General features: G+C 66.2%; 24 protein-coding genes. 9 read left to right on the top strand and 15 right to left on the bottom strand.

Annotation, left to right across the window (positions count from 1 at the left end; genetic code table 11):
• The first annotated feature begins 40 nt into the window (after positions 1-40).
• Positions 41-364, top strand: coding sequence for a chorismate mutase (locus tag ACTDXD_RS17005; protein ID WP_440123484.1), 324 nt, complete (start codon positions 41-43; stop codon positions 362-364).
• Positions 365-384: 20 nt separating this feature from the next.
• On the opposite strand, the gene ACTDXD_RS17000 is transcribed toward ACTDXD_RS17005, so the two are convergent.
• Positions 385-1,836, bottom strand: a complete 1,452-nt coding sequence (locus ACTDXD_RS17000) for an NAD-dependent succinate-semialdehyde dehydrogenase (protein WP_440123483.1) — start codon at positions 1,834-1,836, stop codon at positions 385-387.
• 75 nt (positions 1,837-1,911) lie between these two features.
• Between ACTDXD_RS17000 and pgi the strand changes: the two genes are divergently transcribed.
• Complete coding sequence (gene pgi / locus ACTDXD_RS16995; protein ID WP_440123482.1) at positions 1,912-3,546, top strand: glucose-6-phosphate isomerase; 1,635 nt, start codon at positions 1,912-1,914, stop codon at positions 3,544-3,546.
• 6 nt (positions 3,547-3,552) lie between these two features.
• Here the strand turns inward: pgi and ACTDXD_RS16990 are convergent, their stop codons facing one another.
• The 9 genes from ACTDXD_RS16990 to ACTDXD_RS16950 all read right to left on the bottom strand — a co-directional run bounded on the left by ACTDXD_RS16990 (position 3,553) and on the right by ACTDXD_RS16950 (position 12,554).
• Positions 3,553-4,341, bottom strand: a complete 789-nt coding sequence (locus ACTDXD_RS16990) for an FAD:protein FMN transferase (protein ID WP_440123481.1) — start codon at positions 4,339-4,341, stop codon at positions 3,553-3,555.
• A gap of 95 nt (positions 4,342-4,436) precedes the next feature.
• A complete protein-coding gene (locus tag ACTDXD_RS16985) occupies positions 4,437-6,059 on the bottom strand; it encodes an acyl-CoA dehydrogenase family protein (RefSeq protein WP_440123480.1) in 1,623 nt (540 codons plus the stop codon).
• Positions 6,056-6,682: a TetR/AcrR family transcriptional regulator gene (locus ACTDXD_RS16980; RefSeq protein ID WP_440123479.1), complete on the bottom strand. Its 627-nt coding sequence runs from the start codon at positions 6,680-6,682 to the stop codon at positions 6,056-6,058. The genes ACTDXD_RS16985 and ACTDXD_RS16980 overlap by 4 nt, the downstream gene beginning before the upstream one ends.
• A gap of 73 nt (positions 6,683-6,755) precedes the next feature.
• On the bottom strand, positions 6,756-7,274 hold the full coding sequence (locus ACTDXD_RS16975) for an RNA polymerase sigma factor (RefSeq protein WP_440123478.1): 519 nt from the start codon (positions 7,272-7,274) through the stop codon (positions 6,756-6,758).
• A 52-nt stretch (positions 7,275-7,326) separates the two neighbouring features.
• Positions 7,327-7,647, bottom strand: a complete 321-nt coding sequence (locus ACTDXD_RS16970; RefSeq protein ID WP_440123477.1) for a hypothetical protein — start codon at positions 7,645-7,647, stop codon at positions 7,327-7,329.
• A 22-nt stretch (positions 7,648-7,669) separates the two neighbouring features.
• Positions 7,670-8,044, bottom strand: a complete 375-nt coding sequence (locus tag ACTDXD_RS16965) for a hypothetical protein (RefSeq protein WP_440123476.1) — start codon at positions 8,042-8,044, stop codon at positions 7,670-7,672.
• Positions 8,045-8,140: 96 nt separating this feature from the next.
• The gene (locus ACTDXD_RS16960; RefSeq protein WP_440123475.1) at positions 8,141-9,220 is read right to left on the bottom strand and encodes an Hsp70 family protein; all 1,080 of its coding nucleotides are present in this window, start codon (positions 9,218-9,220) and stop codon (positions 8,141-8,143) included.
• Positions 9,221-9,279: 59 nt separating this feature from the next.
• Entirely contained in the window at positions 9,280-10,716 is a 1,437-nt protein-coding gene (locus ACTDXD_RS16955; RefSeq protein ID WP_440123474.1) for a GTPase, read from the bottom strand.
• Positions 10,716-12,554 (bottom strand): dynamin family protein, encoded by a 1,839-nt coding sequence (locus ACTDXD_RS16950; RefSeq protein WP_440123473.1) that lies wholly within the window; start codon positions 12,552-12,554, stop codon positions 10,716-10,718. Before ACTDXD_RS16950 ends, ACTDXD_RS16955 begins: the two co-directional genes overlap by 1 nt.
• A 119-nt stretch (positions 12,555-12,673) precedes the next feature.
• Between ACTDXD_RS16950 and ACTDXD_RS16945 the strand changes: the two genes are divergently transcribed.
• Positions 12,674-14,185: a carboxylesterase/lipase family protein gene (locus ACTDXD_RS16945; RefSeq protein WP_440123472.1), complete on the top strand. Its 1,512-nt coding sequence runs from the start codon at positions 12,674-12,676 to the stop codon at positions 14,183-14,185.
• Between the two features lie 25 nt (positions 14,186-14,210).
• Here ACTDXD_RS16945 and ACTDXD_RS16940 read toward each other — a convergent pair whose 3' ends face one another.
• The 3 genes from ACTDXD_RS16940 to ACTDXD_RS16930 are packed head-to-tail and all read right to left on the bottom strand — an operon-like array spanning position 14,211 to position 15,860.
• Positions 14,211-14,537: a cupin domain-containing protein gene (locus ACTDXD_RS16940; protein ID WP_440123471.1), complete on the bottom strand. Its 327-nt coding sequence runs from the start codon at positions 14,535-14,537 to the stop codon at positions 14,211-14,213.
• Between the two features lie 34 nt (positions 14,538-14,571).
• Positions 14,572-15,063 carry a dihydrofolate reductase gene (locus tag ACTDXD_RS16935; protein WP_440123470.1) on the bottom strand — a complete coding sequence of 164 codons (492 nt, stop codon included), beginning with the start codon at positions 15,061-15,063 and terminating at the stop codon, positions 14,572-14,574.
• On the bottom strand, positions 15,060-15,860 hold the full coding sequence (locus ACTDXD_RS16930) for a thymidylate synthase (RefSeq protein WP_440123469.1): 801 nt from the start codon (positions 15,858-15,860) through the stop codon (positions 15,060-15,062). The genes ACTDXD_RS16935 and ACTDXD_RS16930 overlap by 4 nt, the downstream gene beginning before the upstream one ends.
• A gap of 88 nt (positions 15,861-15,948) precedes the next feature.
• Between ACTDXD_RS16930 and ACTDXD_RS16925 the strand changes: the two genes are divergently transcribed.
• Genes ACTDXD_RS16925 through ACTDXD_RS16910 form a run of 4 tightly spaced genes read left to right on the top strand, consistent with a single transcriptional unit; the run spans position 15,949 to position 20,233 of the window.
• Entirely contained in the window at positions 15,949-16,815 is an 867-nt protein-coding gene (locus ACTDXD_RS16925) for an Fpg/Nei family DNA glycosylase (protein WP_440123468.1), read from the top strand.
• Between the two features lies 1 nt (position 16,816).
• The gene (locus ACTDXD_RS16920) at positions 16,817-17,902 is read left to right on the top strand and encodes a tellurite resistance/C4-dicarboxylate transporter family protein (protein WP_440123467.1); all 1,086 of its coding nucleotides are present in this window, start codon (positions 16,817-16,819) and stop codon (positions 17,900-17,902) included.
• A gap of 19 nt (positions 17,903-17,921) precedes the next feature.
• A complete protein-coding gene (locus ACTDXD_RS16915) occupies positions 17,922-18,566 on the top strand; it encodes an alpha/beta hydrolase family protein (protein ID WP_440123466.1) in 645 nt (214 codons plus the stop codon).
• A gap of 5 nt (positions 18,567-18,571) precedes the next feature.
• Positions 18,572-20,233, top strand: coding sequence for a sensor histidine kinase (locus ACTDXD_RS16910; protein ID WP_440127673.1), 1,662 nt, complete (start codon positions 18,572-18,574; stop codon positions 20,231-20,233).
• A gap of 22 nt (positions 20,234-20,255) precedes the next feature.
• Here the strand turns inward: ACTDXD_RS16910 and ACTDXD_RS16905 are convergent, their stop codons facing one another.
• The gene (locus ACTDXD_RS16905; protein ID WP_440123465.1) at positions 20,256-20,903 is read right to left on the bottom strand and encodes a response regulator transcription factor; all 648 of its coding nucleotides are present in this window, start codon (positions 20,901-20,903) and stop codon (positions 20,256-20,258) included.
• Between the two features lie 188 nt (positions 20,904-21,091).
• Between ACTDXD_RS16905 and ACTDXD_RS16900 the strand changes: the two genes are divergently transcribed.
• Together ACTDXD_RS16900 and ACTDXD_RS16895 are read left to right on the top strand one after the other, a co-directional pair.
• Positions 21,092-22,015: a nitroreductase family protein gene (locus ACTDXD_RS16900; RefSeq protein WP_440123464.1), complete on the top strand. Its 924-nt coding sequence runs from the start codon at positions 21,092-21,094 to the stop codon at positions 22,013-22,015.
• A 22-nt stretch (positions 22,016-22,037) separates the two neighbouring features.
• The gene (locus tag ACTDXD_RS16895) at positions 22,038-22,307 is read left to right on the top strand and encodes a hypothetical protein (protein ID WP_440123463.1); all 270 of its coding nucleotides are present in this window, start codon (positions 22,038-22,040) and stop codon (positions 22,305-22,307) included.
• A 66-nt stretch (positions 22,308-22,373) separates the two neighbouring features.
• Here the strand turns inward: ACTDXD_RS16895 and ACTDXD_RS16890 are convergent, their stop codons facing one another.
• The gene (locus tag ACTDXD_RS16890) at positions 22,374-24,527 is read right to left on the bottom strand and encodes a DUF6924 domain-containing protein (protein ID WP_440123462.1); all 2,154 of its coding nucleotides are present in this window, start codon (positions 24,525-24,527) and stop codon (positions 22,374-22,376) included.
• Between the last annotated feature and the right edge of the window lie 21 nt (positions 24,528-24,548).

The raw sequence follows: 24,548 nt of genomic DNA, 5'->3' as shown, positions 1-24,548 counted from the left end.
CGATTCCCGGACGATTCCAGAGCTGACTCGAGGAGACGACATGAGTACGAACATCGACGCTTCCCTGACCGGCGGTGCCGCCACCCCGAACGGTGCCGCAGCCGACCCCGTGCCCACCTCCGAGGCCGAGATCGACAAGCTCCGCCAGGAGATCGACCGCCTCGACGCGGAGATTCTGGCCGCAGTCAAGCGTCGCGCCGAGGTGTCCCGTCTGATCGGCCGCACTCGCATGGCTTCCGGTGGCACCAGACTCGTCCACAGCCGCGAGATGAAAGTACTCGAGCGCTTCAGCGAGCTCGGGCAGGAAGGTCACACCCTGGCGATGCTGCTTCTGCGCCTCGGCCGGGGACGCCTCGGCCACTAGCAGGCGCCCCGAGCCGTCGGTCACTGCAAGGCGATGTACTTCGTGTCGAGGTACTCCTCGATCCCTTCACTGCCGCCTTCCCGACCGAGGCCTGAGTCCTTGACGCCACCGAACGGCGCCGCGACGTCGGAGACCACTCCCCGATTGACGCCCAGGATGCCCGACTCGATCGCATCCGACAGGCGCAACGCCCGGTCGAGGTCCTTGGTGAAGGCGTAAGCCGCCAATCCGTACTCGGTGGCATTCGCCGCGGCGATCGCTTCGTCCTCGGTGTCGAATCCGCTGATCGCGGCCACCGGACCGAACACTTCCTCGCGCAGGATGCGGGCCCGCTGCGGTACGTCGTCGATCACCGTCGCGGGATAGAACCATCCCGGCCCGTCCGGCACCTGTCCGCCGAGGCGCACTCGTGCACCGGCCGAGATGGCGTCGTCGACGAGTTCGACCACGGTGTTTCGCTGGGCTTCGTTGATCAGGGGTCCGAGTGTCGTGTCCGGGTGGGTGCCTGGGCCCATGCGGTATGTCGACATCCGTTCGGCCAGCCTGGTGACGAATTCTTCCTTCACGGAGTTCGCGACGTGGAATCGGTTCGCTGCCGTGCAGGCTTCGCCGCCGTTGCGCAGTTTCGCGGCCACTGCGCCATCGACGGCGTCGTCGAGGTCGGCGTCCTCGAACACCAGGAACGGCGCGTTGCCGCCGAGTTCGAGTGATGTGCGAAGCAGTGAGCGGCCTGCGGTTTCGGCGAGCGCGCGACCCACCCCGGTCGATCCGGTGAAGGTGAGCTTCCTCAGCCGTGGATCTTCGAGGAGTGGCCCGGTGACAGCGCTCGCGTGGGATGTCGGGAGCACGGACAGCACGCCCTCGGGCAGTCCTGCTTCGGCGAAGATCTCTGCGAGCAGCAGCAACGTCAGCGGGGTCTCGGAGGCGGGTTTGACGAGCATGGTGCAGCCGGCAGCGAAGGCGGGACCGATCTTGCGGGTGCCCATCGCAAGTGGGAAGTTCCACGGGGTGATCGCGAGGCACGGACCCACCGGCTGCTTGGTGACGAGAATACGTCCGGTCCCGGCCGGCGCCTGGGTGTAGCGGCCGGGGATGCGGACGGCTTCCTCGGAGAACCACCGCAGGAACTCGGCGCCGTAGGCGACTTCGGATCGGCTCTCGGGTAGTGCTTTACCCATCTCGAGCGACATGAGGTGTGCGAAGTCGTCGGCGCGGGCAGTGACCTTCTCGAAGGCACTCCGCAGGATCTCGCCGCGCTGCCGCGGAGGGGTCGCCGCCCAGTCGGGCCCTGCAGCCACCGCCGCATCGAGGGCTGTGGCGGCGTCGCCGGGCGAGGCATCCGCCACTCGGGTCAGTTCGTCGCCGGTGGCGGGGTCGTGGACGGCAAAGACGGTGTGGTTTTCGGCGGGCACCCAGCGGCCACCGAGGAACAGGTCTGTGGGAACGGAACGGATCAACTCTGCGGTGTCCATTTCCTCATAGTGCTCGGTAGGACACGGTTCGTCATCAACCCAGCAGTAACCGCAGGTGAGAGATAGTCTTCTCGCATGATCGACATCACCTCCACTGTCGAATGGCAGGAACTCGCCGCGCATCGGGCGGAGGTCGAGTCGATACACCTGCGGGATCTCTTCGAGCAGGACCCTCAGCGTGCCACGCGAATGTGCACATCCGCGGGCGAGCTGTCGATCGACTACAGCAAGCACCTGGTAACCGAGCGAACCCTGGAGTTGTTGCTCGGTCTCGTGCGAGCAGCGCGGGTCGAAGACCGACGGGACGCAATGTTCGCCGGGGAGCGCATCAACGTCACCGAGGACCGCTCCGTCCTGCACACTGCACTGCGGCTTCCCCGCGATTCGTCGCTGGTCGTCGACGGTGAGGACGTGACCGCACAGGTACACGAAGTGCTGAGCGCGATGGGTGAGTTCACCGATCGGGTGCGTTCGGGCGCGTGGCGTGGCGCTACGGGAGAGAAGATCGCGACGGTCGTCAACATCGGTATCGGCGGCTCCGACCTGGGGCCGGTGATGGTCACCCGCGCGATGCGCCACTACGCCGACGGCCCCGAGGTGCGGTTCGTGTCGAATGTGGACCCGGCTGATCTGACGGCAGTGCTCACCGGACTCGATCCCGCGTCCACGCTGTTCGTGGTGGCATCGAAGACCTTCTCGACACTCGAAACCCTCTCGAACGCCACGGCCGCGCGACGCTGGCTGGTTGCTGCGCTCGGAGGCGATGCGGTGGCGTCGCATTTCGTGGCAGTCTCGACGCACCGTGAACGGGTCGTCGAGTTCGGGATAGATCCGGCGAACATGTTCGGGTTCTGGGATTGGGTCGGGGGCCGGTACTCGGTGGATTCGGCGATCGGGCTGTCCGTGATGTGCGCGATCGGCCGCGATCGGTTCGCGGAATTCCTGGCCGGCTTCCACACGATGGACACTCATTTCCGCACGGCCCCGCTACCGCAGAACGCTCCGATTCTGCTCGGGATGCTGGGTGTGTGGTACACGAGTTTCCTCGGCGCCCAGTCGCGGGCGGTGCTGCCGTATGCCAATGACCTGGTGCGGTTTCCGGCATACCTACAGCAGCTGACGATGGAGTCGAACGGCAAGTCGGTGCGGATCGACGGGTCTGCCGTCGACTACCCGACCGGTGAGATCTTCTGGGGCGAACCGGGCACCAACGGGCAGCACGCGTTCTATCAGCTACTGCACCAGGGCACGCACCTGGTGCCCGCCGACTTCATCGGGTTCGCGCGGGCACTGGTGGACCTCCCGGGCCGCGACGGCACAGGGTCGATGCAGGCGACCCTGATGGCGAACATGCTTGCGCAATCGAAGGTGCTGGCGTTCGGGAAATCTGCGGAACAGATCCGCGCCGAAGGCACCGCGGACGAGCTGGTGGCGCACAAGGTTATGCCCGGAAACCGGCCGTCGACGACGATCCTCGCACCGCAGTTGTCGCCGTCCACGCTCGGCCAGCTCATCGCGCTGTACGAGCACCAGGTGTTCGTACAGGGGGTGGTGTGGGGCATCGATTCGTTCGACCAGTGGGGTGTCGAGTTGGGGAAGGTCCAGGCCACGGCACTACAACCTGCGTTGGAGAGCGAGGACACGATCTCGGCGGGCGACGCGTCCACCGACGCCCTGATCCGGACGTATCACCGCATGCGCAAGAGTTGACAGTGCTCAGGCCGCACGTGGATCCGACCACGTCGACGTCGTGTGGACCCGGCCTCTCGAATCGATGAGGCGGCCCGCCAGTTCGTACTGCTCGAGCCACGATATCGCTCCGATACCCCGATGCAGCGCCGTCGCCGCGGCGGCATCGGCCCACACTGCGTCCGCTGCGATGACGGTGATCGTGCCCCATCGTTGCTCGCCGGCGGCCGACGTCCGCGAACTCATCGCGGCACCAGCAGGCAGCTCGACGATCCCGTGGTCGGGCAGCGACACCTGCCACCCGCCCGCGGGGCAGTGCCCCGCGGTCGCAATCGTGGCGCCCATCTGCACCAGCACCCCGCATTCGAGGACGGTCGCGACCAGCGTCGCCGCCCTGTCGGTGACGTCGGCGTGCGCGGTAGCGGTGATGTCGAGGCTCGCACCCCACGGTGCGAGCACTGTCTCGTCGTCGAGCTGCACGTCGAGGTAGCGCGGGATCGGATGGATCGGCGGCACGGATTTCTCGTCGAGTCTCGCGTCGTCGCCCGCGACGGGATCGACCGCGCCGTCCGTCATCCGCGCAGCCCACAGTGCAGACCGCAGGAGTGCCGCCAGTCTCGGGCTCACCCGCACCGGTGTGCCCTGCGCCAGGTTCACCGTATGAATCTCCGCGTCGCCGCGTCGGAGGTCGCATGCGGCCGCCGATTCCTCGACAACCGACCGCACGAGTTCTTCGGCTTCACCGAGTGCTGCGCATTCTGTGACTGCCACCGCGACGTCGTCCCCCCACCCCCGCCACTGTGTGCTGCTGATCATGACGGGCACCACCCGCAATCGTTTCTGGGACGTTGGTCTCCAGTATGCCTCGAATATTCGCGCCGGTCAGGTGCCGAAACAGATCCCGGCCGTGGTCAGATTCGAGACAGAATTCCTTCGGTGTCAACCCCTGTGGGCAGAGTGCCCAGTGCGATTCCCCAATCGGAATCGAGCCTGCTCGCGCAGAACGCATCGGCCACCGCGGGGTGCCCGTGCCGCACCAGTTGAGCTCCCTGCAGCACCAGTGCCATGAGTTCGACGATGCGCCGGGCTCGATATTCGATGTTCTCGATGTCGGCGAGTTCCTTGCCGAGGCGTGAGATCGCGTCGTCGAGCCGGCTGTCGGCGCCTTCGGCCAGTCGTACTTCGGAGAAGAACGCGTCGACGCTGCCGGGTTGCTTGACCATCGCGCGAAGCGCGTCGAGAGCTGCGACGTTGCCCGAGCCCTCCCAGATGGACATGAGCGGTGCTTCCCGGTAGAGCCGCGGCATACCCGATTCCTCGGCATAGCCGTTGCCGCCGAGGCATTCGAGGGCTTCGGCACTGTGCGCGGGGGCGCGCTTGCACACCCAGTACTTGGTGACCGCGAGTGCGATCCGGCGCAGCGCCGCTTCCTGTTCGTCACCGCTCGCGCGGTCGGTCGCTCCGGCGAGCCTCATCATCATCGTGGTCGCCGCCTCGGATTCGACGACGAGATCGGCGAGGACGTTGCGCATGAGCGGCTGATCGATGAGCAACGCACCGAACGCCTTACGGTGACGCGCATGATGCACGGCGCGTAGCGTGGCCGCCCGCATTCCGGTCGACGAGCCGATGACGCAGTCGAGCCTGGTCATGTTCACCATCTCGATGATCGTGTTGACGCCGCGCCCTTCCGGCCCCACGAGCCATCCGATCGCACCCTGGTATTCGATCTCGGACGACGCGTTCGATCTGTTGCCGAGCTTGTCCTTCAGACGCTGGATATGGATGCGATTGCGGATGCCGTCGGGCAGGACCCGCGGCAGCAGGAAGCACGACGAGCCGGTCTCCGTATTGGCCAGGGTCAGGAATACGTCGGACATCGGAGCCGAGGTGAACCACTTGTGGCCGACGATCGTGTAGCTGCCGTCGGCGTTGGGTGTCGCCGTCGTCGTGTTGGCACGGACGTCGGAGCCGCCCTGCTTCTCGGTCATCGACATGCCTGCGATCAGGCCGCGCTTGGACGACGGTTCGCGCAGGCCGAAGTCGTAGTGGGGTGCCGCGAGGAGCGGCTCGTAGATCGCCGCGAGCTCCGGGTTGTGCCGGAGCGCGGGGATCGCGGCGTAGGTCATGGAGATGGGGCACATGTGCCCGGCCTCGGCCTGTCCCCACACGTAGAACTTGGCGGCGCGGGCGACGTGCGCGCCCGGACGAGGATCACGCCAGGGTGCGCCGTGCAGGCCGTGTTCGACGGCGACGGTCATCAGGTCGTGCCAGTGCGGATGGAATTCGACCTCGTCCACCCGGTTTCCGTAGCGGTCGTGGGTGTGCAACACGGGCGGGTACTCGTTGGCGAGCCTGCCCCATTCCTGCGCCTCGACACCACCGGCGCGCACACCGAGTTCACGGACCTCGTCTTCGGCCCAGGATGCGCCCTCGCGGCGCAGCCCTTCGAGCAGCGTTCGGTCGTCGGCCGCCTGATAGGGCACGAGATCGGGTACCTGATTGAACACTTCGTGGGTGGCCGGGAATGTCATGACGGAACTCCTTCGTGCCGGTCGAGGGCCGGGTCGCATCCTGCCGCGCGCAGACCGAGGGTGACAAGGTCGGGAATGGTGGTGGCGGCCGCCTCACCGACGCTGAGGGGGCCGGTGAGGACTTCACCGACGGCCCCGACGAGGGCTGCGGCTACGAGCCCGGGGTTCTGCGGGGGTAGTTCGCCGGTGGTGACACCGAGTCGGATCGCATCGGCGAACGAGGCGGCGAACGCACGACGGAATTGGAGTCGCTCGGCGTCGACGGCGGCGTCGACCGGTTCCGCGAGCAGGGCGTATGCCAGGGTCGGTTTCCGCAATGCGCGGGAGGCGAACGTCTCGATGACACGCGCGATACGTTCGGCGGCCGTTCCGGTGGTGGCGACGGCGCTGACCGCGGCGACCTCGCGACCGCACTGTTCACGGAAGACACGGACCATGAGATCGGATTTGTCCGTGAAATGCCGGTAGACGGTACCGGTGGCGACCCCGGCTCGCTCGGCGACGGCTGCGATGGACAACCCCTGGTACCCGTGTTCGGTCAACAACGCGACCGCCGCGGCCGCGATGGAGTCGCGTTGGGCGTCGAGTCGTTGCTGCACTGCGGGAGTACGCCGATAGGCCACATCAAGTATTGAACTTCGGTTCATCCCTTGAGTCAAGGCCCTCGGGTCAAGGAGCATCGCGCACCGGCGACGGTCACACCGCGGGAGCGAGGGCCTCCACCAGACGGGTGCGCGCACGATTGATCCGGCTCTTGACGGTCTGCACCCCGATCCCCTGATGCTCCGCGATCTCGGCATAGCTGAGCTGCGCGTATTCACGGAGCACCACCGCGGTGCGATATTCGTCCGGCAGGTCTGCGAGCGCGCGGCGCACCGCGTCCACGTCGACGACGCGGTCGGCTACCGGCGACTCGGAACTCACACCCAGATCGATCTCGTCGACCATCACCTCGCGGCGACGACGCACGGTCGCCAGAGCCGCGTTCGCCGCGATGCGATGCAGCCACGTGCTGAACTTGGCGGCGCCCCGGAACTTGTCCAGGTTCTGCCATGCCGCAGTCAATGCGTCCTGCAGCGCATCTTCGGCGTCGTGCCGGTTGCCGGTGATCTGGAGACACACCGCCCAGGTCCGGGTTCGATAGGCACCCACCAGCTCACCGAACGCTGCGGTGTCGCCTGCTCGGCACTGCGCGATCAGCTCGTCGTCGTCCATTCATACCCCCATGTCGTGGCGGTAGATTACCGTCCCCGACCTCGGCCGAGCATCACCATCCCAGGTCGAGCCCGTCCAGTCCACCGGAGACCGGCTCGTCCAGGTCGGTTCCGGGATCGCTGTACGCATCGGAGGTCTCGTCTTCCGGGGCGGAATCGGTACCGTCGAGAACGATTTCGTCATCGTCGAGAACGATGTCGTCGCCGGCGACCGCAGATGCGTCGTCCGGCACGAGTCCGGAGTCGACGATCACCGCATCGGGATCCACCGCTGCCCCCACAGCACCGTCCCACACGTCGTCGGGCACCGGTTCGAGAGCACTGTCGGGTGACAATCCCAAGGCCTCCCACAGGGAGACATCCGAGTCGCTCATCGCGTCCCCTTCCCGGAGTCGGTCACATCAGGCCGGTCGAGTCGGTGGACTCCGCCGACCCGGTGTCGGATTCGAGTGTGTAGACCTCGTCGGCATATCCGTCCTGGTCGTAGTCGACGCCCATGACGTCGGCCACTCCATCGCCATCGACGTCGACCATCACGGTGTCGACGATACCGTCGCCGTCCATGTCGAAGTCACCTTCGTCGATCACGCCGTCCTCGTTGTGATCGAACAGTGCACCATCGATACGCCCGTCACCGTCGAGGTCGACGTACAGGGTGTCGGCAACTCCGTCGCCGTCACGGTCGACCGCGCCCTCGCCGAGTGCCGGGTTCGGGACCGGGCCCTGCTCCGAACTGGATCCCGGTCCGACACCGTAAGGATTCTCTGCCATCTTGTCCTCGATTCTCGCTGCTCACCTGCTTACGACAATGAGATGCAGCGACAACCGCAAATGTTCCCGGCCGACGAACATCGGCCGAACCGAAGACTACGACCAGCCGTCGTCGACGACCATCGTCTCCGTGCTCACCGGGGCAGTCCCGTCCCCCCGAGCCGAGGAATTCTCCGGCAGCCCCCGCACAGCGGCAACGGTGACCCCCGCCACGATCAGGGCACTTGCCACCACGATCCCCACGGGTCGGATCCAGCCGATCGCGCGGGCGCGCAAGCTCCGCCTGCTGTTCTCGGCCAAGATCAGCGCCCCCTCTGCCACCACCGCGGGATCGCTCGGGGTCGCGAGAGGGCCGAGGTGCGCCAGCCTGTTACGTAACAGGGGAATTCGCGCAGATCCTCCGGTCGCGCACAGAACGTCGAGATCCCCTACCCCGAGCCGGGCATCGGTCAAGGTGCCCCACATGGTCTCGACCACACGGTCGATGTGGGGTGTGATCGCAGCGTCGAATTCCTCGCGAGTCAGAGTCGCGGCGTATTCGGTACCGTCGAGCGTCACAGCGATCGTGGCCGTCGGCTCGTACGTCAGTACCTCTTTCGCGCGTCGCGCCTGCTCGTCGAACTCCCGGTGCACACCCAGCGGCGCCTGCTGCAGTTGCGCAGCGAATCCCGGTTCGCGCGTGGTGAACACGCCTTCCGCCCACCTGCGCACGGCCGCGTCGAGGGTGCGGCCGCCGAGAGTGTCGTCGCCTCGGGCTGCTACCACCTCGAATCTCCCGGTCTCGGTCACGACAACCACGGCCGTATCCAGCGAGGTGCCGCCGAGGTCGCAGACCGCGTACACCGTCCCGTCTCGTAGAGTCCGGCCCTGGGTGCAGTACTCGACGGTGGCCCGAGCCTCGGAGACCGTCATGATCGTGCGCGCATCGATGCCCGCCCGCGCCCCGGCGTCGGCGAGCGTCCGGATCTGCTGCTCCGACCAGGCGTCCGGATGCGTGAGGACCACGACCTTCGGACGTTGTCCGTGATGTGCGGCGAGGGTCCGCTCGTACACCACCTCGATGGGCCGGACCGCATCATCGACGATCAGCGACTCGACGGTACCGCGTATCGGATTGGTATGCGCAGCAACCGTATTCGACGCACCGAAGTCGATCGACAGCATCCAGCCGGACAACGAACCCCCTCTACGACCACACCGTTTCGTCCGACATCATGCCCTATCCGATTCCGAAATCAACTATGGGTCCGCCAGATGGTGGTATAGGCCCGCGTGAGCACCGTCAGAGCTGCATCCTCGGCTGCAGTGGACGCGGTCAACGTGCGCTGCTGGACCGCTGCGAGCCGCTGCGCCGCTGCGTCACGGATGGCGCCCGCAGGCGCCGAGGGTGGCAGACGCAACCGCTCGGCGAACGTCCGGCCGCGCAGCAGGTCTACCAGTTCCGCAACCAGCGCCGCGGACGGATCTGCCCGCAACAGTGCCCGCAGCGCCCGCAACAACAACACCGGCGTCAGCGCCGGATCGTTCTCCAGGGCGTACGCGATCGACCGGATGTGATCGCGTGCGGGATGAGCGTAGGCGAGCGAATCGATCTCCCGCAGGATCCGGCCTGCACGTTGCAGCACCGCGTATTCACGCAGAGAGGTGTGCAGCACCTCGCGGAGGCGGCCGATGCCGGATCGTTCGGACAGCCAGGTCCCCAACGCATGTGCACCCCCCGTCGCCACCTGACGTCCGTGCACGAGCCCGTACTCGCCCACCAGGTCGAGCAGTCGCTCAACGGTGGATGGGTCCACCGGCATCGGATCACCCACGTCGATGATGTCGAACAGTTCCCGGCCGGGCGGCCCCGCCAGCGAACGCAACGCCCGCGCATCGGTCTCGGTGAGTCGGCCCGTGTGGCTGGTCTCCGCGAGCAGACCCGCAACGGGAATCACCGAGCCGACCAGTCCGGGTAGTTGCGCCGCCAGCACGGCCGCGTGGTCCGCGGCGTGTGGGATCGGGTCGCGTCGGCCCAGTGCCCCCTCCCCGAAACCGTCGGCGCGAGAGAGTACCCCGAGCGTCGTCAGCGGCGTGAACCCGAGCTGATGCAGGAAATCGACCTCGTCGGCGCGCGGTGCGGAATCGAAAAGGAAGATCGCCGCGTCTGCATCCACCGACGCCGTGCGGGTCTGCTCGTATCCGTCGATCAGCGCACGCCGGGTCGTGGCGGCATTGTCGACCGTCAGCGTCGCGAGCCCCGGCGTGTCGATCAACGTGATGTCCGACAACGACTGGGACGGGAGAAACCGCTGCACATAGGCGATTTCGGTGGGCGGAAAAGCGGGTTCGACCGTCCCCCCGAAACTCAACGGCTGCGGGACGACACTGCCGTCGAGTTTGACCACCTCGGCTCGCGACGGAGCGCCGTTGCTGTAGACGGTGACGACGTTGGTCGCCTCGAGAGCCGCGGTCTCGGCCAGCGGGGCACCGATCAGTGCATTGACCAGTGTCGACTTACCGGCTTTGAGGCGACCGACGACGACGATGCGCGGCGGCGAGAAGAGGATCGCGCCGATCCGCGACGCGTGCGACGGTAGATCACCGCCCAAATTCGCCAGAGAGTGCAGTGCCGACTCGATCCGAGCGTGTACCGGATCGACGGCTCGCTGGGGGCTCCCACCCTGAGGCATCAACTCTGCACTCCCGAAGTCTGGGATCCCAGCAGTTTCTCGATCGCCTCGATCCGGTTGTGCACGATTTTCCGGTTCTTCTTCAACCGCTCCAGGGTCTTCTCACGTGTCGCGGCATCGAGCCTGGCAGTTTCCTGCGCTTCCTTCAATTGACTCTGCAGATCCTCGATACGACTCTTCAGGTCGTCGCGGTGGCGCAGCACGATCTCTGGCCGTCCCACCGACAACGCCGACTCGAGCATGCGCGAGGTGCCTGTGCGGGTCGCGGCCAACGTCTCCCGCAACCAGTTCAGGAGGTTGGTCTTTCCTGTCCGCATCGCCTTGTAGCCGAGGTTGACGGCCACCCACACCACCCCGGCCACGGCACCCACACCGATGACCGCGCCGAGCATCGACGTGCCGATCATGCCCATCGTCAGCACGCTCGGGTCGAGCAGACCCTGACGTTTCGAACCGACCTCGGCCGAGCTGACGGTGCCGGTCTGCATCGCGGCCCACACGAGTTCGCGGATCTGAGACCACTGCGGTGAGTTCGGGCCGAACAGTTCCGCGACGATCACTTCGATGCGTTCGAGGAACACCTGCGCTGCCGATTCCATCGCCGCGAGCAGATCGGTCTGCATGTCGGCGGTGAAACTCTGCGCGCTGCGCCGCATCACTTCCAGGGACGACTTGTTGACGCGGGTCGTCCACTGCTGTCGGATCCGGTCGAGTTCCTCGTCGAGGTGGGCGAGCGCGGCCTGGCGGGCGAGCGTCAGATCACGGGCAAGGTACTGCTCCCACTGTTGCGACCGGTTCTTCAAATCCTGCAGGCGGTCGCGTTCGGCGGTGAGATCAGCGGTTGCGGTGGCGTTGTCGTCGATCACCGCGATATCCGAGGCGACCCGTTCCTCGACGCGGCGAAGTCCTTCGAGGAGAGTACGGAGCGTATCGGCATGGGGAAGCTCTGCTCTCGTGTCGAGCAGGGCATTGATCTGCGCGCGCAGTTCGACGATGCCCGACGCTCGTTCGGCCCGGTCCCGTGCGTGACCGGGCGGCATCTGCGCAGCGAGTGCCGCACGCAGGCTCGACACGCCCAGCACCGGTATCTGCCGCTGCAGATGGCGCTCGATCAAGGCGCGGTTCTCGCCCACGATGGGGCGCCAGCGTCGCAGGTTCTTGTCGGTCTTGGTGACTACGACCACCACCGATTCGACGGACGCGGACGCATCGCGCAGGAAGGTCATCTCGGGTTCGGTCAGCGGGGTGGACGCGTCGCACACCATCACCAGCACCGAAGCCTGCCGTGCCGACTGTGTTGCAAGCGCAGTGTGGGAGGCGACGAGCCCACCGGAGCCCGGGGTGTCCACGACGACGGCTCCGCCAAGGACGGGCCGCGCGGTCGCGACCACCGCGCCGGTCGGCAGGTCTTCGATCGTGGGGTCGGAGACGCGCGCACCATTGCTGGTGATCCAGTCCGGCAGTTCGGCGCGAGAGATCGGCACACTTCGATCTGCGTACAGAAGTTCGACGGATCCCGGCGGGTGCCGATCGTCGGGCGGCACGAACCGCACCGCTGCGGACGTGGTGGTCTCGACGGCGGACGGTGACGCATCGAGTTCCTCGACGAGAGCGTTGACCAGCGCGCTCTTACCACGCTGCACCTCCCCCACCACCACCACGGTGCGGCGCTGCACGGGTGCTTTCGATTTGGCCAAGGCGAGCTCGGCCGTGGCATTGCGCCCGTACGCGCGCAGCACCTTCACCGACGCCTCGACCAGTACATCTACGTCGACACCCTCGGAACGAGTCGTCTCTGCAGCGGATTGCGCGGGCTGCGTGGTCTGGGTTCCGGTCACCAGCACCTCCTCTCCTGCACCGGATGCGACAGTATCGGACACCGGAAAACCGGGCATTACCGGACATAGAGGCACGATGCTCACACTGGTGTGACGGGACGTCACGTACAGTGCGCACCATGACGTCCGAGATGCTCGTCACCCCGGACGGCGCCGTCCGCGGAATCCGCAATGGCGACCTCGTCGCCTGGCGGGGTATCCCCTATGCCGCGCCGCCGGTCGGCCCGTTGCGGTTGCGTGCGCCGCAACCCGTCGAGCCGTGGTCGGGTGTCCTCGACGCGACTCGCTTCGGAAACGCCGCGAGCCAGCATCCACGCGGCCTGGTCACCGGCTCGGGCACCCGGGTCGCCGCCGGCGAAGACTGTCTGACGCTCAACGTGCTCGCCCCGTCCGGCCGCGTCCACACGCCCCGGCCGGTGATGGTGTTCATCCACGGTGGTGCCTTCACCATGGGCACCAGCGCGTTGTCCGTGTACAACGGAGAATCCCTCGTGCGCGACGGCGACATCGTGTACGTCTCGCTCAACTATCGTCTCGGCGCGCTCGGCTATCTCGACTTCACCGAGTACTCCGGCGCCTCTCGCCTCTTCGATTCCAATCTCGGTCTCCGCGACCAAGTGGCAGCGCTCGAATGGGTCCAACGCAACATCGCCGCGTTCGGCGGAGACCCGCAGAACGTGACCATCTTCGGTGAGTCCGCGGGCGGCACGTCGATCACCACTTTGCTCGCGACCCCTGCCGCGCACGGACTGTTCGCGCGCGCGATCGCGCAGAGCCCCGCGCCGGGGCTGGTCAACACCGTCGACCGCACTCGCGAGTGGGGTCGGCGCTTCGTCGAATTGCTCGGCGCCGACGCCGCCACCGCAGCGAAGGCGCTGTCGGATGCATCCCCGGCAGAACTGGGTCGTGCCGGCTCACGCCTCGGTGCCTCGGTCCTGCGTGCGACGCCGGGGCTGCACCCGTTCGGTCCGGTCGTCGACGGGAAGTACCTGCCGGTGGCACCACTCGAGGCGTACGAAGCGGGCACCGCGCACCCGGTCCCCTTGATCATCGGAACGAACGACCGCGAGGGTGCGCTCTTCCCGCGGTTCCTCGATGCACTCCCCACCGATCCGCAACGGATCGAGCGGATGTTCGCGGGCACCGACCCCGACGCCCACGAACGCATCACCGCAGCGTATCCCGGGTATCCCTCCGAACGTGCCGCCATCGACCTCGGCGGCGACACCACCTTCTGGTATCCGTCGGTGCAGATCGCCCAAGCACACTCACGCCACGCACCGACGTTCGCCTACCGCTACGACTTCGCTCCCCGCCTGCTTCGATGGACGGGTTTCGACGCCACGCACGCCGTCGAACTGCTGGCCGTGTTCGGACAGGCCGACGAACTGCTGGGCAGGCTGCTCACCTCGGTGGGTGGCCGTCGTGATCTGCGGACGGTCTCCGCCTCGGTACAACGCCAGTGGCTGCAGTTCGCGCGACACGGCGAACCGTTGCCGTCGTGGCCTCGCTACGACGAGACCGACCGCGCGACCGTGGTGTTCGACGTGCCGACCCGCGTGGAGCACGATCCTCGCAGTGAGCGGAGACTCGCATGGGAAGGCTATCGCGGCTATTCCCCTGTGCTGTAGGCACTTCGCTCATCTCGAGCGTGGCTCACATGGACACGGTGAGCAGGAACGCAACGTCTTCGAGCGCTTCGACGCTGTGCCGCTCCGGCGGGATGATCAGCAGATCGCCGGGCGAGCCCTTCCACGAATTGTCTCCTGCGATCAACTGCAACTGACCGGTGAGGATTTGCAGGGTCGCCTCGCCTGGACTGTCGTGCTCGCGCAGTTCCCGTCCGGCCTGGAGCGCGACGACGGTCTGCCGCAGGCTCTTGGCGTGCCCACCGAACACGGTGTGCGAGCTGCGTCCGCTACTCGAGGTGGCGGCAAGTTTCAGTTGCTGTCGGGCCAGCGCGGTGAGCGAGAGCTTGTCCATGGTTCGCAGTATGGCGCACCGGAAGATCCGCCACTCAACTTCGGATGTACCGGATCCATCGGAATCGGGTTCCGGAGGTGGACGTCGTCCACTCGCCGGTGTCGGCAGTAATCCACTCCGGTCCGACCGGCGGGGCAAGGGCATCGCCGTCGACCTCGAGATCGACCTCGGTGACGAGCAGCTGCGTGGCGTGATCCATCGCCTGCGCGTAGATCTGGCCGCCGCCCATCACGACGATCTCGCCGTCACCGGCCCTCTCCAGTGCCTCGTCGACACTCGACGCGGTGAGGGCACCGTCGGCCGACCACTCGGGGTTGCGCGTGACCACCACATTGCGGCGGCCGGGCAATGGCCGGAATCGTTCCGGCAGCGAATCCCAGGTGAGCCGGCCCATCACGACGGGCTTGCCCATCGTCGCCTTCCTGAAGAACGCCATGTCCTCCGGGACGTGCCACGGGATAGCGCCGTCGCGGCCGATCACACCGCCGGGAGTCTGTGCCCAGATCAGCGTGACATGGTCGCTCACACCGCCACCGGTGCCTTGATCGCGGGGTGGTGCCGGTAGTCGACGATCTCGACGTCTTCGAAGCGGTAGTCGAAGATCGAATCGCGCGGTGCCAGCCTCAGCGTCGGGTACCCGTACGCCTCGCGGGTGAGTTGTTCGGTGACCTGCTCGATGTGGTTGTCGTAGATGTGGCAGTCGCCGCCGGTCCAGATGAACTCGCCGACGTCGAGTCCGGTCTGCTGCGCCACCATGTGGGTGAGCAGTGCGTAGCTGGCGATGTTGAACGGCACGCCGAGGAACATGTCGGCGCTGCGCTGGTACAGCTGACAGCTGAGCTTGCCGTCGGCGACGTAGAACTGGAAGAACGCGTGGCACGGCATCAGCGCCATGTCGTCGAGATCCGCGACGTTCCACGCCGACACGATCATGCGACGCGAATCGGGGTTGTTCCGGATCGTGTCGATCACACCGGAGATCTGGTCGATGTGCCTGCCGTCGGGTGCCGGCCACGACCGCCACTGGACGCCGTAGACAGGTCCGAGCTCTCCCTCGTCGGTCGCCCATTCATCCCAGATGGTGACCCCGTGCTCCTGCAGCCACTTCACGTTCGAGTCGCCGCGCAGGAACCACAGCAACTCGTAGACGATCGACTTGAGGTGGACCTTCTTCGTGGTGATCAGCGGAAAGCCCTGCGCGAGGTCGAAGCGCATCTGATGCCCGAACACGCTGCGTGTGCCGGTGCCGGTGCGGTCGGACTTCGGGGTCCCGGTGTCCAGGACGAGGCGCAGCAGATCTTCATAGGGAGTCGGGACAGTCACGGTTGGCAGTCTAGGCGGCTGCGCCACCCGTGCGCGTTTCTGGTCGTCAGAGCTACCAAGACCGCGCACGGGTCGTAGCCTGAGAGGCATGCCGGAGCTCCCCGAAGTGGAAGCACTCGCCGTGTTCTTACGTGAACACGCTGTCGGGTCCGTGGTGGGTCGCATCGACGTCGCGGCCCTGAGCGTGCTGCAGACCGCCGATCCCCCGATCACAACGCTGCAAGGGCGCGACATCACCGGGGCCCGTCGCTTCGGCAAGTTCCTCGTCGTCGACTGCGGTGATCTGTCGCTGATCACGCACCTGTCGCGGGCCGGATGGCTGCGATGGCTCGACGAGCCGTCACAGACACCGCCGAAGCTCGGCAAGGGGCCGCTGGCGTTGCGCGTGCACCTGTTCCGCCCCGACGCCTCCACCCCCGCGTTCGATCTCACCGAGGCAGGCACCAAGAAACGTCTGGCAGTGTGGGTCGTCCGCGACCCCGCCCAGGTCCGGGGTATCGCACGACTCGGACCGGACGCCCTCGACGTGACCGCCGACGAGTTCGGTGCGCTGCTGGAGGGCAGTACCGCGCGCCTGAAGACGCTTCTCGTCGACCAGTCGGTGCTCGCAGGGATCGGCAATGCCTACTCCGACGAGATCCTGCATGTCGCCCGGTTGTCTCCGTTCGCCACCGCGTCGCGTCTCACAGGTGAGCAGGTCGCCACTCTCTACGGCGCGATGCGCTCGGTCCTCGTCGACGCCGTCGACCGATCGGTGGGTCAGGACGCCGCCCGGCTCAAAGGGGAGAAACGCTCAGGACTGCGAGTGCATGCCCGGGCAGGGCTGCCGTGCCCGGTGTGCGGCGATACCGTCCGCGAGGTGTCGTATTCCGAACGATCCTTCCAGTACTGCCCCACCTGCCAGACCGGCGGGAAGATCCTTGCTGATCGCAGGATGTCCCGCCTGCTGAAGTAGGGTGTGCCGAGTGGATCTCTCGTCCCGCTCCGGCGCGGCGGTCCGGACGCTCGCACCCGGATACTTCGCTCTCGTCATGTCGAGCGGCATCATCTCGATCGGTGCCCATCTCCGAGGATTCGACGTCGCGTCGGTGATCCTGCTGATCGTCACAGCCGTGTCGTACGCGGTTCTTCTCGTGCTCTCGATCTGGCGATCGATCAAGTTCCGGCACGACCTGTACGACGACATGGCCGATTCGTCGCGGGCGTTCGGCTTCTTCACCTTCATCGCGGGGAGCAACGTCCTCGGGGTACGTCTGATGATGGAGGGCTGGCATTCCACTGCGGCGGTGCTACTGCTATTCGCGGCGCTGACCTGGCTGGTACTCGGATATGTGATCCCGTGGACCGCAGTCCTCGGCACGACGAAGCGTCCCGTCCTCGCGAAGGCCAACGGCACCTGGTTCATCTGGGTGGTGGCCAGTGAATCCGTCGCCATCGCTGCTGCGGCACTGCAGCCCGTCTACCAGGAACTGGACCGGTTGCTGGCCGCGGTCGCGGTGTTCACGTGGGCCGTTGGCCTGTTCCTGTATGCCGCGGCCGGGATCTTCGTCGGTGCGCGGATGCTGCAATATCCGCTGCGACCCACAGACCTGACTGCTCCGTACTGGGTCGCGATGGGAGCATGCTCGATCACTGTCGTGGCCGGAGCACAGATCGTCGAGATGTCCGACGCGCCGATGGTCGATGCCACCCGCGGCTTGATCGCGGGCCTCGCGGTCGTGATCTGGGCTTTCGCCACCTGGTTGTTCCCGCCACTGATTGCAGCGGGCTGGTGGCGGCACCGTGTCCACAAGGTCCCACTGACGTATGACTCGTCGCTGTGGTCGATCGTGTTCCCCCTCGGCATGTATGCCGTCGCGGGGATCTACCTCGGCCGTGCCGACGAATTGCCGCTCGTCGGCGCCGTCGGTGCGGCCGAACTGTGGGTCGCGATGGCGGCGTGGTTGCTCGTGTTCACGGCCATGCTGCGCCACCTGTGGACCACTCTCGTGCGCCCGCGCGGCACACCCGCACCTGCTCCTTCCGACCGGAATGCGCCATGAGCCCGGTTACGGTGGTCTGGTGAGCGTCGAACTCCTTGACACCGGAACCGTGCACGGCCGGCTGCATATCCCCGACGGGAAGCCGCGTGGCGCGATAGCGCTCACCCACGGCGCAGGCAGCAACAGCGACGCGAAGATCCTGCAGGTGATGTGTGAGCGCTTCGCCGAACACGGCATCGTCTCGCTCCGCTACGACCTGCCGTTCCGGCGTCGCAAACCGAAGGGACCGCCCCAACCGGCCCGCGCCGCGGAGGATCGGTCGGGAGTGGCCGAGGCTATCGCCGCGCTGCGCGAACGGCACACCGGACCGATCATGGTCGGCGGTGTTTCCTATGGCGGCCGACAGACATCCATGCTCCTAGCCGAGCGACCCGGGATCGCCGACGCCCTGGTCCTCCTGTCGTACCCGTTGCATCCGCCGGGTAAGCCCGAAAAAGCCCGGACCGAGCATCTGCCCGCCGTCGCGGTGCCGACGGTGTTCGTGCACGGCGCCCGCGACCCGTTCGGCACCCTCGACGAGATCACGGCCGCCGCAGCGTTGGTGACCGGACCCACGGCCCTTCTCGAGGTGCCTGCGGCCGGTCACGATCTGAGCCGAGCGAAGACCGATCTCTCCGCCGAGACGGTCACCGCGGTACTCGACCTGCTGGGAGACTCCCTGTGAACGACATGCCCGATTCGGTCACCGAAGCGCCGATCGACACCCTCCTGACCGAGCTGCGTGACCGTCTCGACGACGCCGCCACGGCACCCGAGACTCTGCGCAGCCTGCTCGAGGCGGTGCTCGTGGTCGGGTCGGGACTCGAACTCGACTCCGTGTTGCAACGCATCGTCCAATCCGCGGTGTCACTTCTCGATGCCCGGTACGGGGCGCTCGGTGTGCGCGCCGCCGACGGAGGACTGTCGGAGTTCGTCTACGAAGGCATCAGCACTGCTCAACGCAGCAAGATGGGGCACCTGCCGGAAGGGCGCGGCATCCTCGGGCTGCTGATCAACGATCCGCGGCCGGTGCGACTGGCCGACCTGTCGAAGCATCCGGCGTCGATCGGGTTTCCCCCCAACCATCCGCCGATGAAGTCCTTCCTGGGGACTCCGATCATGATCCGCGGCAAAGTGTTCGGCAGCATCTATCTGACCGAGAAGCTGGGCAACCCGGAGTTCACCGAGGAAGATGCGGTGATCCTGAAGGTACTGGCAACGTCCGCGGGGATGGCTGTCGACAATGCGCGCCTGTTCGAAGGATCACTGACTCGCGAGCGGTGGCTCGCGGCGATGGCCTCGATCAACGCGCGTCTTCTCGTGGGTGGCTCGGTCGACGAAACACTCGGCCTCCTCACGGGCCAGGTCCGCGAACTTGCCCGCTGCGCTGGAGTTTTCGTCGTCCTCGTCGACGGTTCCCACGGCACGCTCCACGCTGCATCACCGACCGCACCGGCAGCCGACACCGTGCGGATCGACCTGACCGACACGCCGGTGCTGCATGCGCTCAAGACCCGGCAGGCTGTTCTCACCGACTCCTTGGCGGGGCTGCCGTCGGCCGGGCACGGCAACGAAGGCACCGCGATCGTGCTGCCGCTGTCGGCGACCTCCACCATCACCGGCGTGCTCATCGTCACCCGGGAGACCGGATCCGATCCGTGGGACGACGAGGAGATCGCCCGGCTCGAGTCGATGTCGAATCTTGCCGCCGTGGCACTCGAATTCGCCGAACAACAACGCAAGAAACGCTTGCTCGATGTCCTTGCCGATCGCGACCGCATCGCACAGGACCTGCACGACAACGTGATTCAGCGTCTCTTCGCAACGGGAATGAGCCTGCAGAGCGTCATGGTCCCCGGCGCAGACCCCGGCCGGGTCACCGACGTCATTCATCACGCCGTCGAGCAACTCGACCGGACGGTGCGCGAGATCCGCACGACCATCTTCGATCTGCACACCACGGGGGCCGCGGTGGGCACCAGCCTCCGACGGAGGCTGCTCGACGTCGTGGGCGATCTCAGCATTCACTCGACGGTCGCGCCGAACGTCCAATTCATCGGTCCGATCGACACTTTGGTTCCCGACCGCATCCACCCCCATGCCGAAGCCGTTCTCCGCGAAGGCCTCAGCAATGCGCTGCGCCACTCGCAGTCGGAGAACATCACGGTGTCGGTGACCGCCGACAACGACTTCCGTATCGAGATCGTCGACGACGGCACCGGACTCCCCGATGCACCGCGGCGAAGCGGGCTGGCAAACCTCGAACGCCGGGCCGCGCAATGCGGTGGCATGTGCATCATCGGCCCCGGCGACGTCGGAGGGACCAGGGTGCTGTGGCGGGCTCCGCTCTGAATAGTCCTGTACCCGAGCAGGATCAGGATTGGCCCTGCTGCTTGCCTTTACGCAGCTCGGTCGCGAGGACCGCGGCCTGCGTGCGGCGCTGCATCCCGAGCTTCGCCAGCAACCGCGACACGTAGTTCTTCACCGTCTTCTCGGCGAGGAACAGCCGCTCGGCGATCTCACGGTTCGTCATTCCCTCGCCGATCAGCTCGAACACAGCCTTCTCCTGATCGGACAGTTCCGCGAGGGGGTCGGCGTTCCGCGACGCGCGGATCCGATTCATCAGCGCGGCGGTGGCGCGACTGTCGAGCAGAGAGCCACCCTCCCCCACCGTGCGGACCGCCGACACGAGGTCGGTGCCGAGAATCTGCTTGAGCACGAATCCGGACGCACCGGCCATGATCGCGTCGAACAGCGCCTCGTCGTCGGAGTACGAGGTGAGCATCAATGCGCGCAGTTCGGGCATCCGGGTACGCAACTCCCTGCACAGTTCGACACCGTTGCCGTCGGGAAGCCGAACGTCCAGCACTGCGACGTCGGCGCCGCTCCCCGGGATCCGGGCCAGCGCCTCGCCCACGGACGCGGCCTCACCCACGACGGTGAAATCGGGGACGCTGCTGAGCAGATCCACCAGTCCGCGTCTGACGATCTCGTGGTCGTCGACGAGAAATATGCGGGGCATCGCACGCACCTTTCGTTCAGCTCGATGGTGCCATGGTCGCAGCCTTCCACGACGGCGTTCTTCCCAGGGCCGTTCGACGTCACTTTCGGGACCTTCGCCCCGTGCATCGTCTCGCACTCGTGGGAGACGCTCGTAGTACACCGGGACATGTGTCGGCGCTCGGTGACGACCGGATGAGGAGGGTAGCGATGACCGTCGATTCCGAAACCTGGTCGCCTAGTGATACCGACATCATTGCGCGAGCCGTCATCGAAGCGCCCTCGGTACACGACACCCAACCGTGGGATCTCACGCTTCCCGGCTCCGCCGCGGAGCTGGAGGAACGTCTCGAATTCGCCGAGCCGGGGACGGATCCCCTGCGCCCCGATCGGCTCATCTCGTGCGGCACCGCAGTGGCCCATCTCGAACTCGCGATGCGTGTCCTCGGCAGGCAGGTCCGCACACAGCTGTTCCCCTTCCCCGATCGTCCGTCCGTGGTCGCACGGATCGAGACACTCGGGACTTCTGTTCCGACAAGTTCCGATCTGCGCTTGTACGCTGCAATCTCCCGCCGCAAGAGCCACCGCGAGTCGTTCGCAGATATTCCGGTGCCTGCCGAAACCATCGGCGACGTCGTTGCGGCGGGAGCCGGGGAACCGAGTGTGGGCATCCGCCTACTGGCGTCCGACGAGGCTCCGGCGCTCGCCGACATGCTCACCTATTCGGCCGAGGCCAAGCGTCGCAATCTCCACTATCAGCGCGAGATGTTCTCGTGGACGTCGCATTGGCAACCGGAAGGCAACGCTGAGGTCGTCGAAGGGTGGGATGCCACGCTGGACGAGCACGGTGCCGCAGGCAAAGCCATGATCACCACCGATGTGCCCGACTCATCGGCCCTGGCCGCCGCGATCGACCGCGAAACCGTACTGCTGTTCAACGCCGACTCCGCCGACCCGATCGATCTCGTGCGGATCGGAATAGCCACCGAACGTGCGTGGCTTGCGGCCGTCGACGCGCGTCTGTCCGCGTCGGTTCTCACCCATCCACTACGAATCGAAGACTCCGCCGAACGTCTCGGCGCACGACTGGGAATGGCCACCCCGCCGCAGCTGATCATGCGGATCGGCTACTGACTGCGAGGAAGGATCGTCGAAGGTGACACAAGAACTCACCGCCATCGAGCTCGAGGAACCGTCGAGTTCCGAGCTGTTCCAAACTGTTCTGGACATGGCGCAGGCAGCGAAGTCCGGCAACACATCCGGGTGGTTGGCGGCGCGCTACAGCGGTCTCGCTCTCGAAGACCTCGCCTACACGTGCACGGAAATGCTGGGAATTCTCATCGAGAACAACGCGATCCGTGAGGGTGTTCACCCGGCCGACATGTGGCGTCGCCTGCGAGCGGCCGGCGTCGACGAGTTCGGCTGAACCACGTCCACTTCGCACTCGGAACTCATGTCGCTCACCGGCCGAGTGTCGAAGCCCGGTCACCTTTCAGGCTTCGCCAGGGCCGACCACCCGCATCCCCTCCAGCGGCACCTCCTGAACGATGAACTCGTCGTCGACGTCCGTCACGATAGCCACATAGAACACCGGCCGGCCATCGATATGCACATAGCAGCCGATCTTGAAACCCACGAGACGTGGAATCCGCTGGAGCGTAGGAACGCCACCTGTGATCTCGCCGTCGGGATGCAGCCGGGCAGCTTCGGCCAGAACAGCTCGCTGCACGACATCTCGGTCGATCAGATCGTCGTCGTCGGTCAGCGTCGAGAACGAGACCGGTTCAGTGCATACGAACGGCACCTCGAACCTCATCGGTTGCCGCACACCTTCCTGAGGTGCCGGAGGCACGTAGGCTGCGTAAGTGATGCGGTACGCCGCGATCGGTCGATGGGAAACGCGGTCGAGGACGAAGGTCCAATAGCCGTTGTGCGTCGGCACAGTACCGCGCAGCGCCGGCCCCTCAGCCGAAGTCGCGTCCAAGAACTCGTCGTACCCGAGAAGATCTGCGTGCGTTCCGTGTTCGGTGTCGCGGGTGTGAGCATGCGCCTCCGCCAGGTCGACCTCGAACAACGACACCGGATAGCAGTACTTCCGCCCGGCGATCTGGGCATGGAACTCCCGGAGCGCGTCGGTATCGAGATCGTCTGCGATCCACTGCGCGATCTCGCGGGTGGTCACTTCCTCGACGGGACGCACGGGTTCCGGGAAACCCCGAAATACCCCGTCCTCGTCGGCGCTGTCTGCGAAAGACTCGAAGTCCATGTTCGAGATCGACAGGTTGTTCTCCACACCCCACATCTCCGAGGGAATGACACGGAATGTCCGTCCGCGAGGCCGGTGCGGTTCGTCCGGCCCCGTGTAGGCGGCGACGATGGGCATCTCCGGGTTGCTCACCGTCTCGGCGTCGACGAGAAACGCGTAGTACATCAGGGATTCGCCGATTGCTTCGAGAAGCCCGTCGACAGTCAGCCCGTCGTACTCCGGATTGTCGATGCAGGTGAGGTAAGCAGCGAAATCGGTTCCGTCTCCCTGCGGTACCGGAGCCATGGCCGCGACGGCAATGCTTCGCCAGGCGGCGTCGTCGGTGAAGTCGGTGCGGATGAGCAGTGACTCGCCTTCGAGATGGTCGGTGAGGACTCGTCCTGTTCCGAGGGTGGCGAGCACCTCCGCTTCGCGGCGATCGTGCTCCTCTGCGGCGAGTTCGGCGGTGATCTCGGAGGGGTCGCGATCCGGCGGGTCGACCGGAACGACGGAGTCCACGATCCGAGCGCAATCGTCGCGGTCGATGTCCTGGTGGCTGCGGATCTCGTACGTCCAGTCGCCGATGGACCGCCGGTAGCGTTCCGGCGTCGAATCGTTCGGCCATTCGGTTTTTGGTTCGCCGATCGCGCTCACCCATCGGCGCAGCGTGAACTGCGGCGCATACCCGCTGATCGACACACTCAGCTCGCCGGTGCGGGCATCGCCGGATTGGGACTGTGCGTTTATCGTCAGCGGCAGCCACGCGGGAAGCGCCTGAGGGATCCCGGCCAGAGCGCGCTGACGTTCCTCCTGCTCCCGCTTCAATCTCGCGAAGTCATCCTCAGCTGGGCGTGACGGCCCTGTCCACGCGAACAATGTAGGATCGAATACGTCGTCGAGACTGGGGTTTTCGAGTTCCATCCAGTCGTCACCACGCTGCCACCGCAGCGCGATACCGAGTTCTGCGTCGAACACGTAGGTGACCGTGTCGTTCGCGTGCTGGTCGAGGGCGCTCACCTCCCAACCGTCGCGGCCACGTACGCGAACTGGTCTGGGCGCGCTCGGCCCGGCGAATCGTTGGTCGTCGAACCCGCGAGTTGCCCGGGGAGCAAACACGTCATAGGCGCGGAGCAGAAGGGCGGGCGAGGAGCCGCTGGTTGCGTAGCCGGTGTTGGGAGACTTGACAGTGTGCACCATCGTGCCGCTCCCGTCGCTGGACCATCTGTCGGTGGCGTTCTCGATGAAGGTGGGCTCACCTGACTCGTTCTCGTAACGCCAGGTGTTCTCGGGCGCGTGCCACACGCGGTTCCACGATCCGTCCGGACGGTGGACAGTTCCGCGAACGGTGCGTCCCATCGTGCCGTAGTTCGAGCCCCGGACCTGTTCCCACGTCGGCGTCATGATCGGAACCTACCCGACGGT

The organism is Rhodococcus sp. SJ-3 (genome assembly GCF_051918125.1).
GTDB lineage: Bacteria > Actinomycetota > Actinomycetes > Mycobacteriales > Mycobacteriaceae > Rhodococcus.
Note: the sequence above shows the minus strand (reverse complement) of the source record. Positions and strands in the feature narration are given on the sequence as shown.

Coding starts and splice junctions, on each gene's coding strand:
- ACTDXD_RS17005 (WP_440123484.1), top strand. CDS start 41: ATGAGTACGAACATCGACGCTTCCCTGACCGGCGGTGCCGCCACCCCG.
- ACTDXD_RS17000 (WP_440123483.1), bottom strand. CDS start 1,836: ATGGACACCGCAGAGTTGATCCGTTCCGTTCCCACAGACCTGTTCCTC.
- pgi (WP_440123482.1), top strand. CDS start 1,912: ATGATCGACATCACCTCCACTGTCGAATGGCAGGAACTCGCCGCGCAT.
- ACTDXD_RS16990 (WP_440123481.1), bottom strand. CDS start 4,341: ATGATCAGCAGCACACAGTGGCGGGGGTGGGGGGACGACGTCGCGGTG.
- ACTDXD_RS16985 (WP_440123480.1), bottom strand. CDS start 6,059: ATGACATTCCCGGCCACCCACGAAGTGTTCAATCAGGTACCCGATCTC.
- ACTDXD_RS16975 (WP_440123478.1), bottom strand. CDS start 7,274: ATGGACGACGACGAGCTGATCGCGCAGTGCCGAGCAGGCGACACCGCA.
- ACTDXD_RS16970 (WP_440123477.1), bottom strand. CDS start 7,647: ATGAGCGACTCGGATGTCTCCCTGTGGGAGGCCTTGGGATTGTCACCC.
- ACTDXD_RS16965 (WP_440123476.1), bottom strand. CDS start 8,044: ATGGCAGAGAATCCTTACGGTGTCGGACCGGGATCCAGTTCGGAGCAG.
- ACTDXD_RS16955 (WP_440123474.1), bottom strand. CDS start 10,716: ATGCCTCAGGGTGGGAGCCCCCAGCGAGCCGTCGATCCGGTACACGCT.
- ACTDXD_RS16945 (WP_440123472.1), top strand. CDS start 12,674: ATGACGTCCGAGATGCTCGTCACCCCGGACGGCGCCGTCCGCGGAATC.
- ACTDXD_RS16940 (WP_440123471.1), bottom strand. CDS start 14,537: ATGGACAAGCTCTCGCTCACCGCGCTGGCCCGACAGCAACTGAAACTT.
- ACTDXD_RS16925 (WP_440123468.1), top strand. CDS start 15,949: ATGCCGGAGCTCCCCGAAGTGGAAGCACTCGCCGTGTTCTTACGTGAA.
- ACTDXD_RS16910 (WP_440127673.1), top strand. CDS start 18,572: ATGCCCGATTCGGTCACCGAAGCGCCGATCGACACCCTCCTGACCGAG.
- ACTDXD_RS16905 (WP_440123465.1), bottom strand. CDS start 20,903: ATGCCCCGCATATTTCTCGTCGACGACCACGAGATCGTCAGACGCGGA.
- ACTDXD_RS16900 (WP_440123464.1), top strand. CDS start 21,092: ATGACCGTCGATTCCGAAACCTGGTCGCCTAGTGATACCGACATCATT.
- ACTDXD_RS16890 (WP_440123462.1), bottom strand. CDS start 24,527: ATGACGCCGACGTGGGAACAGGTCCGGGGCTCGAACTACGGCACGATG.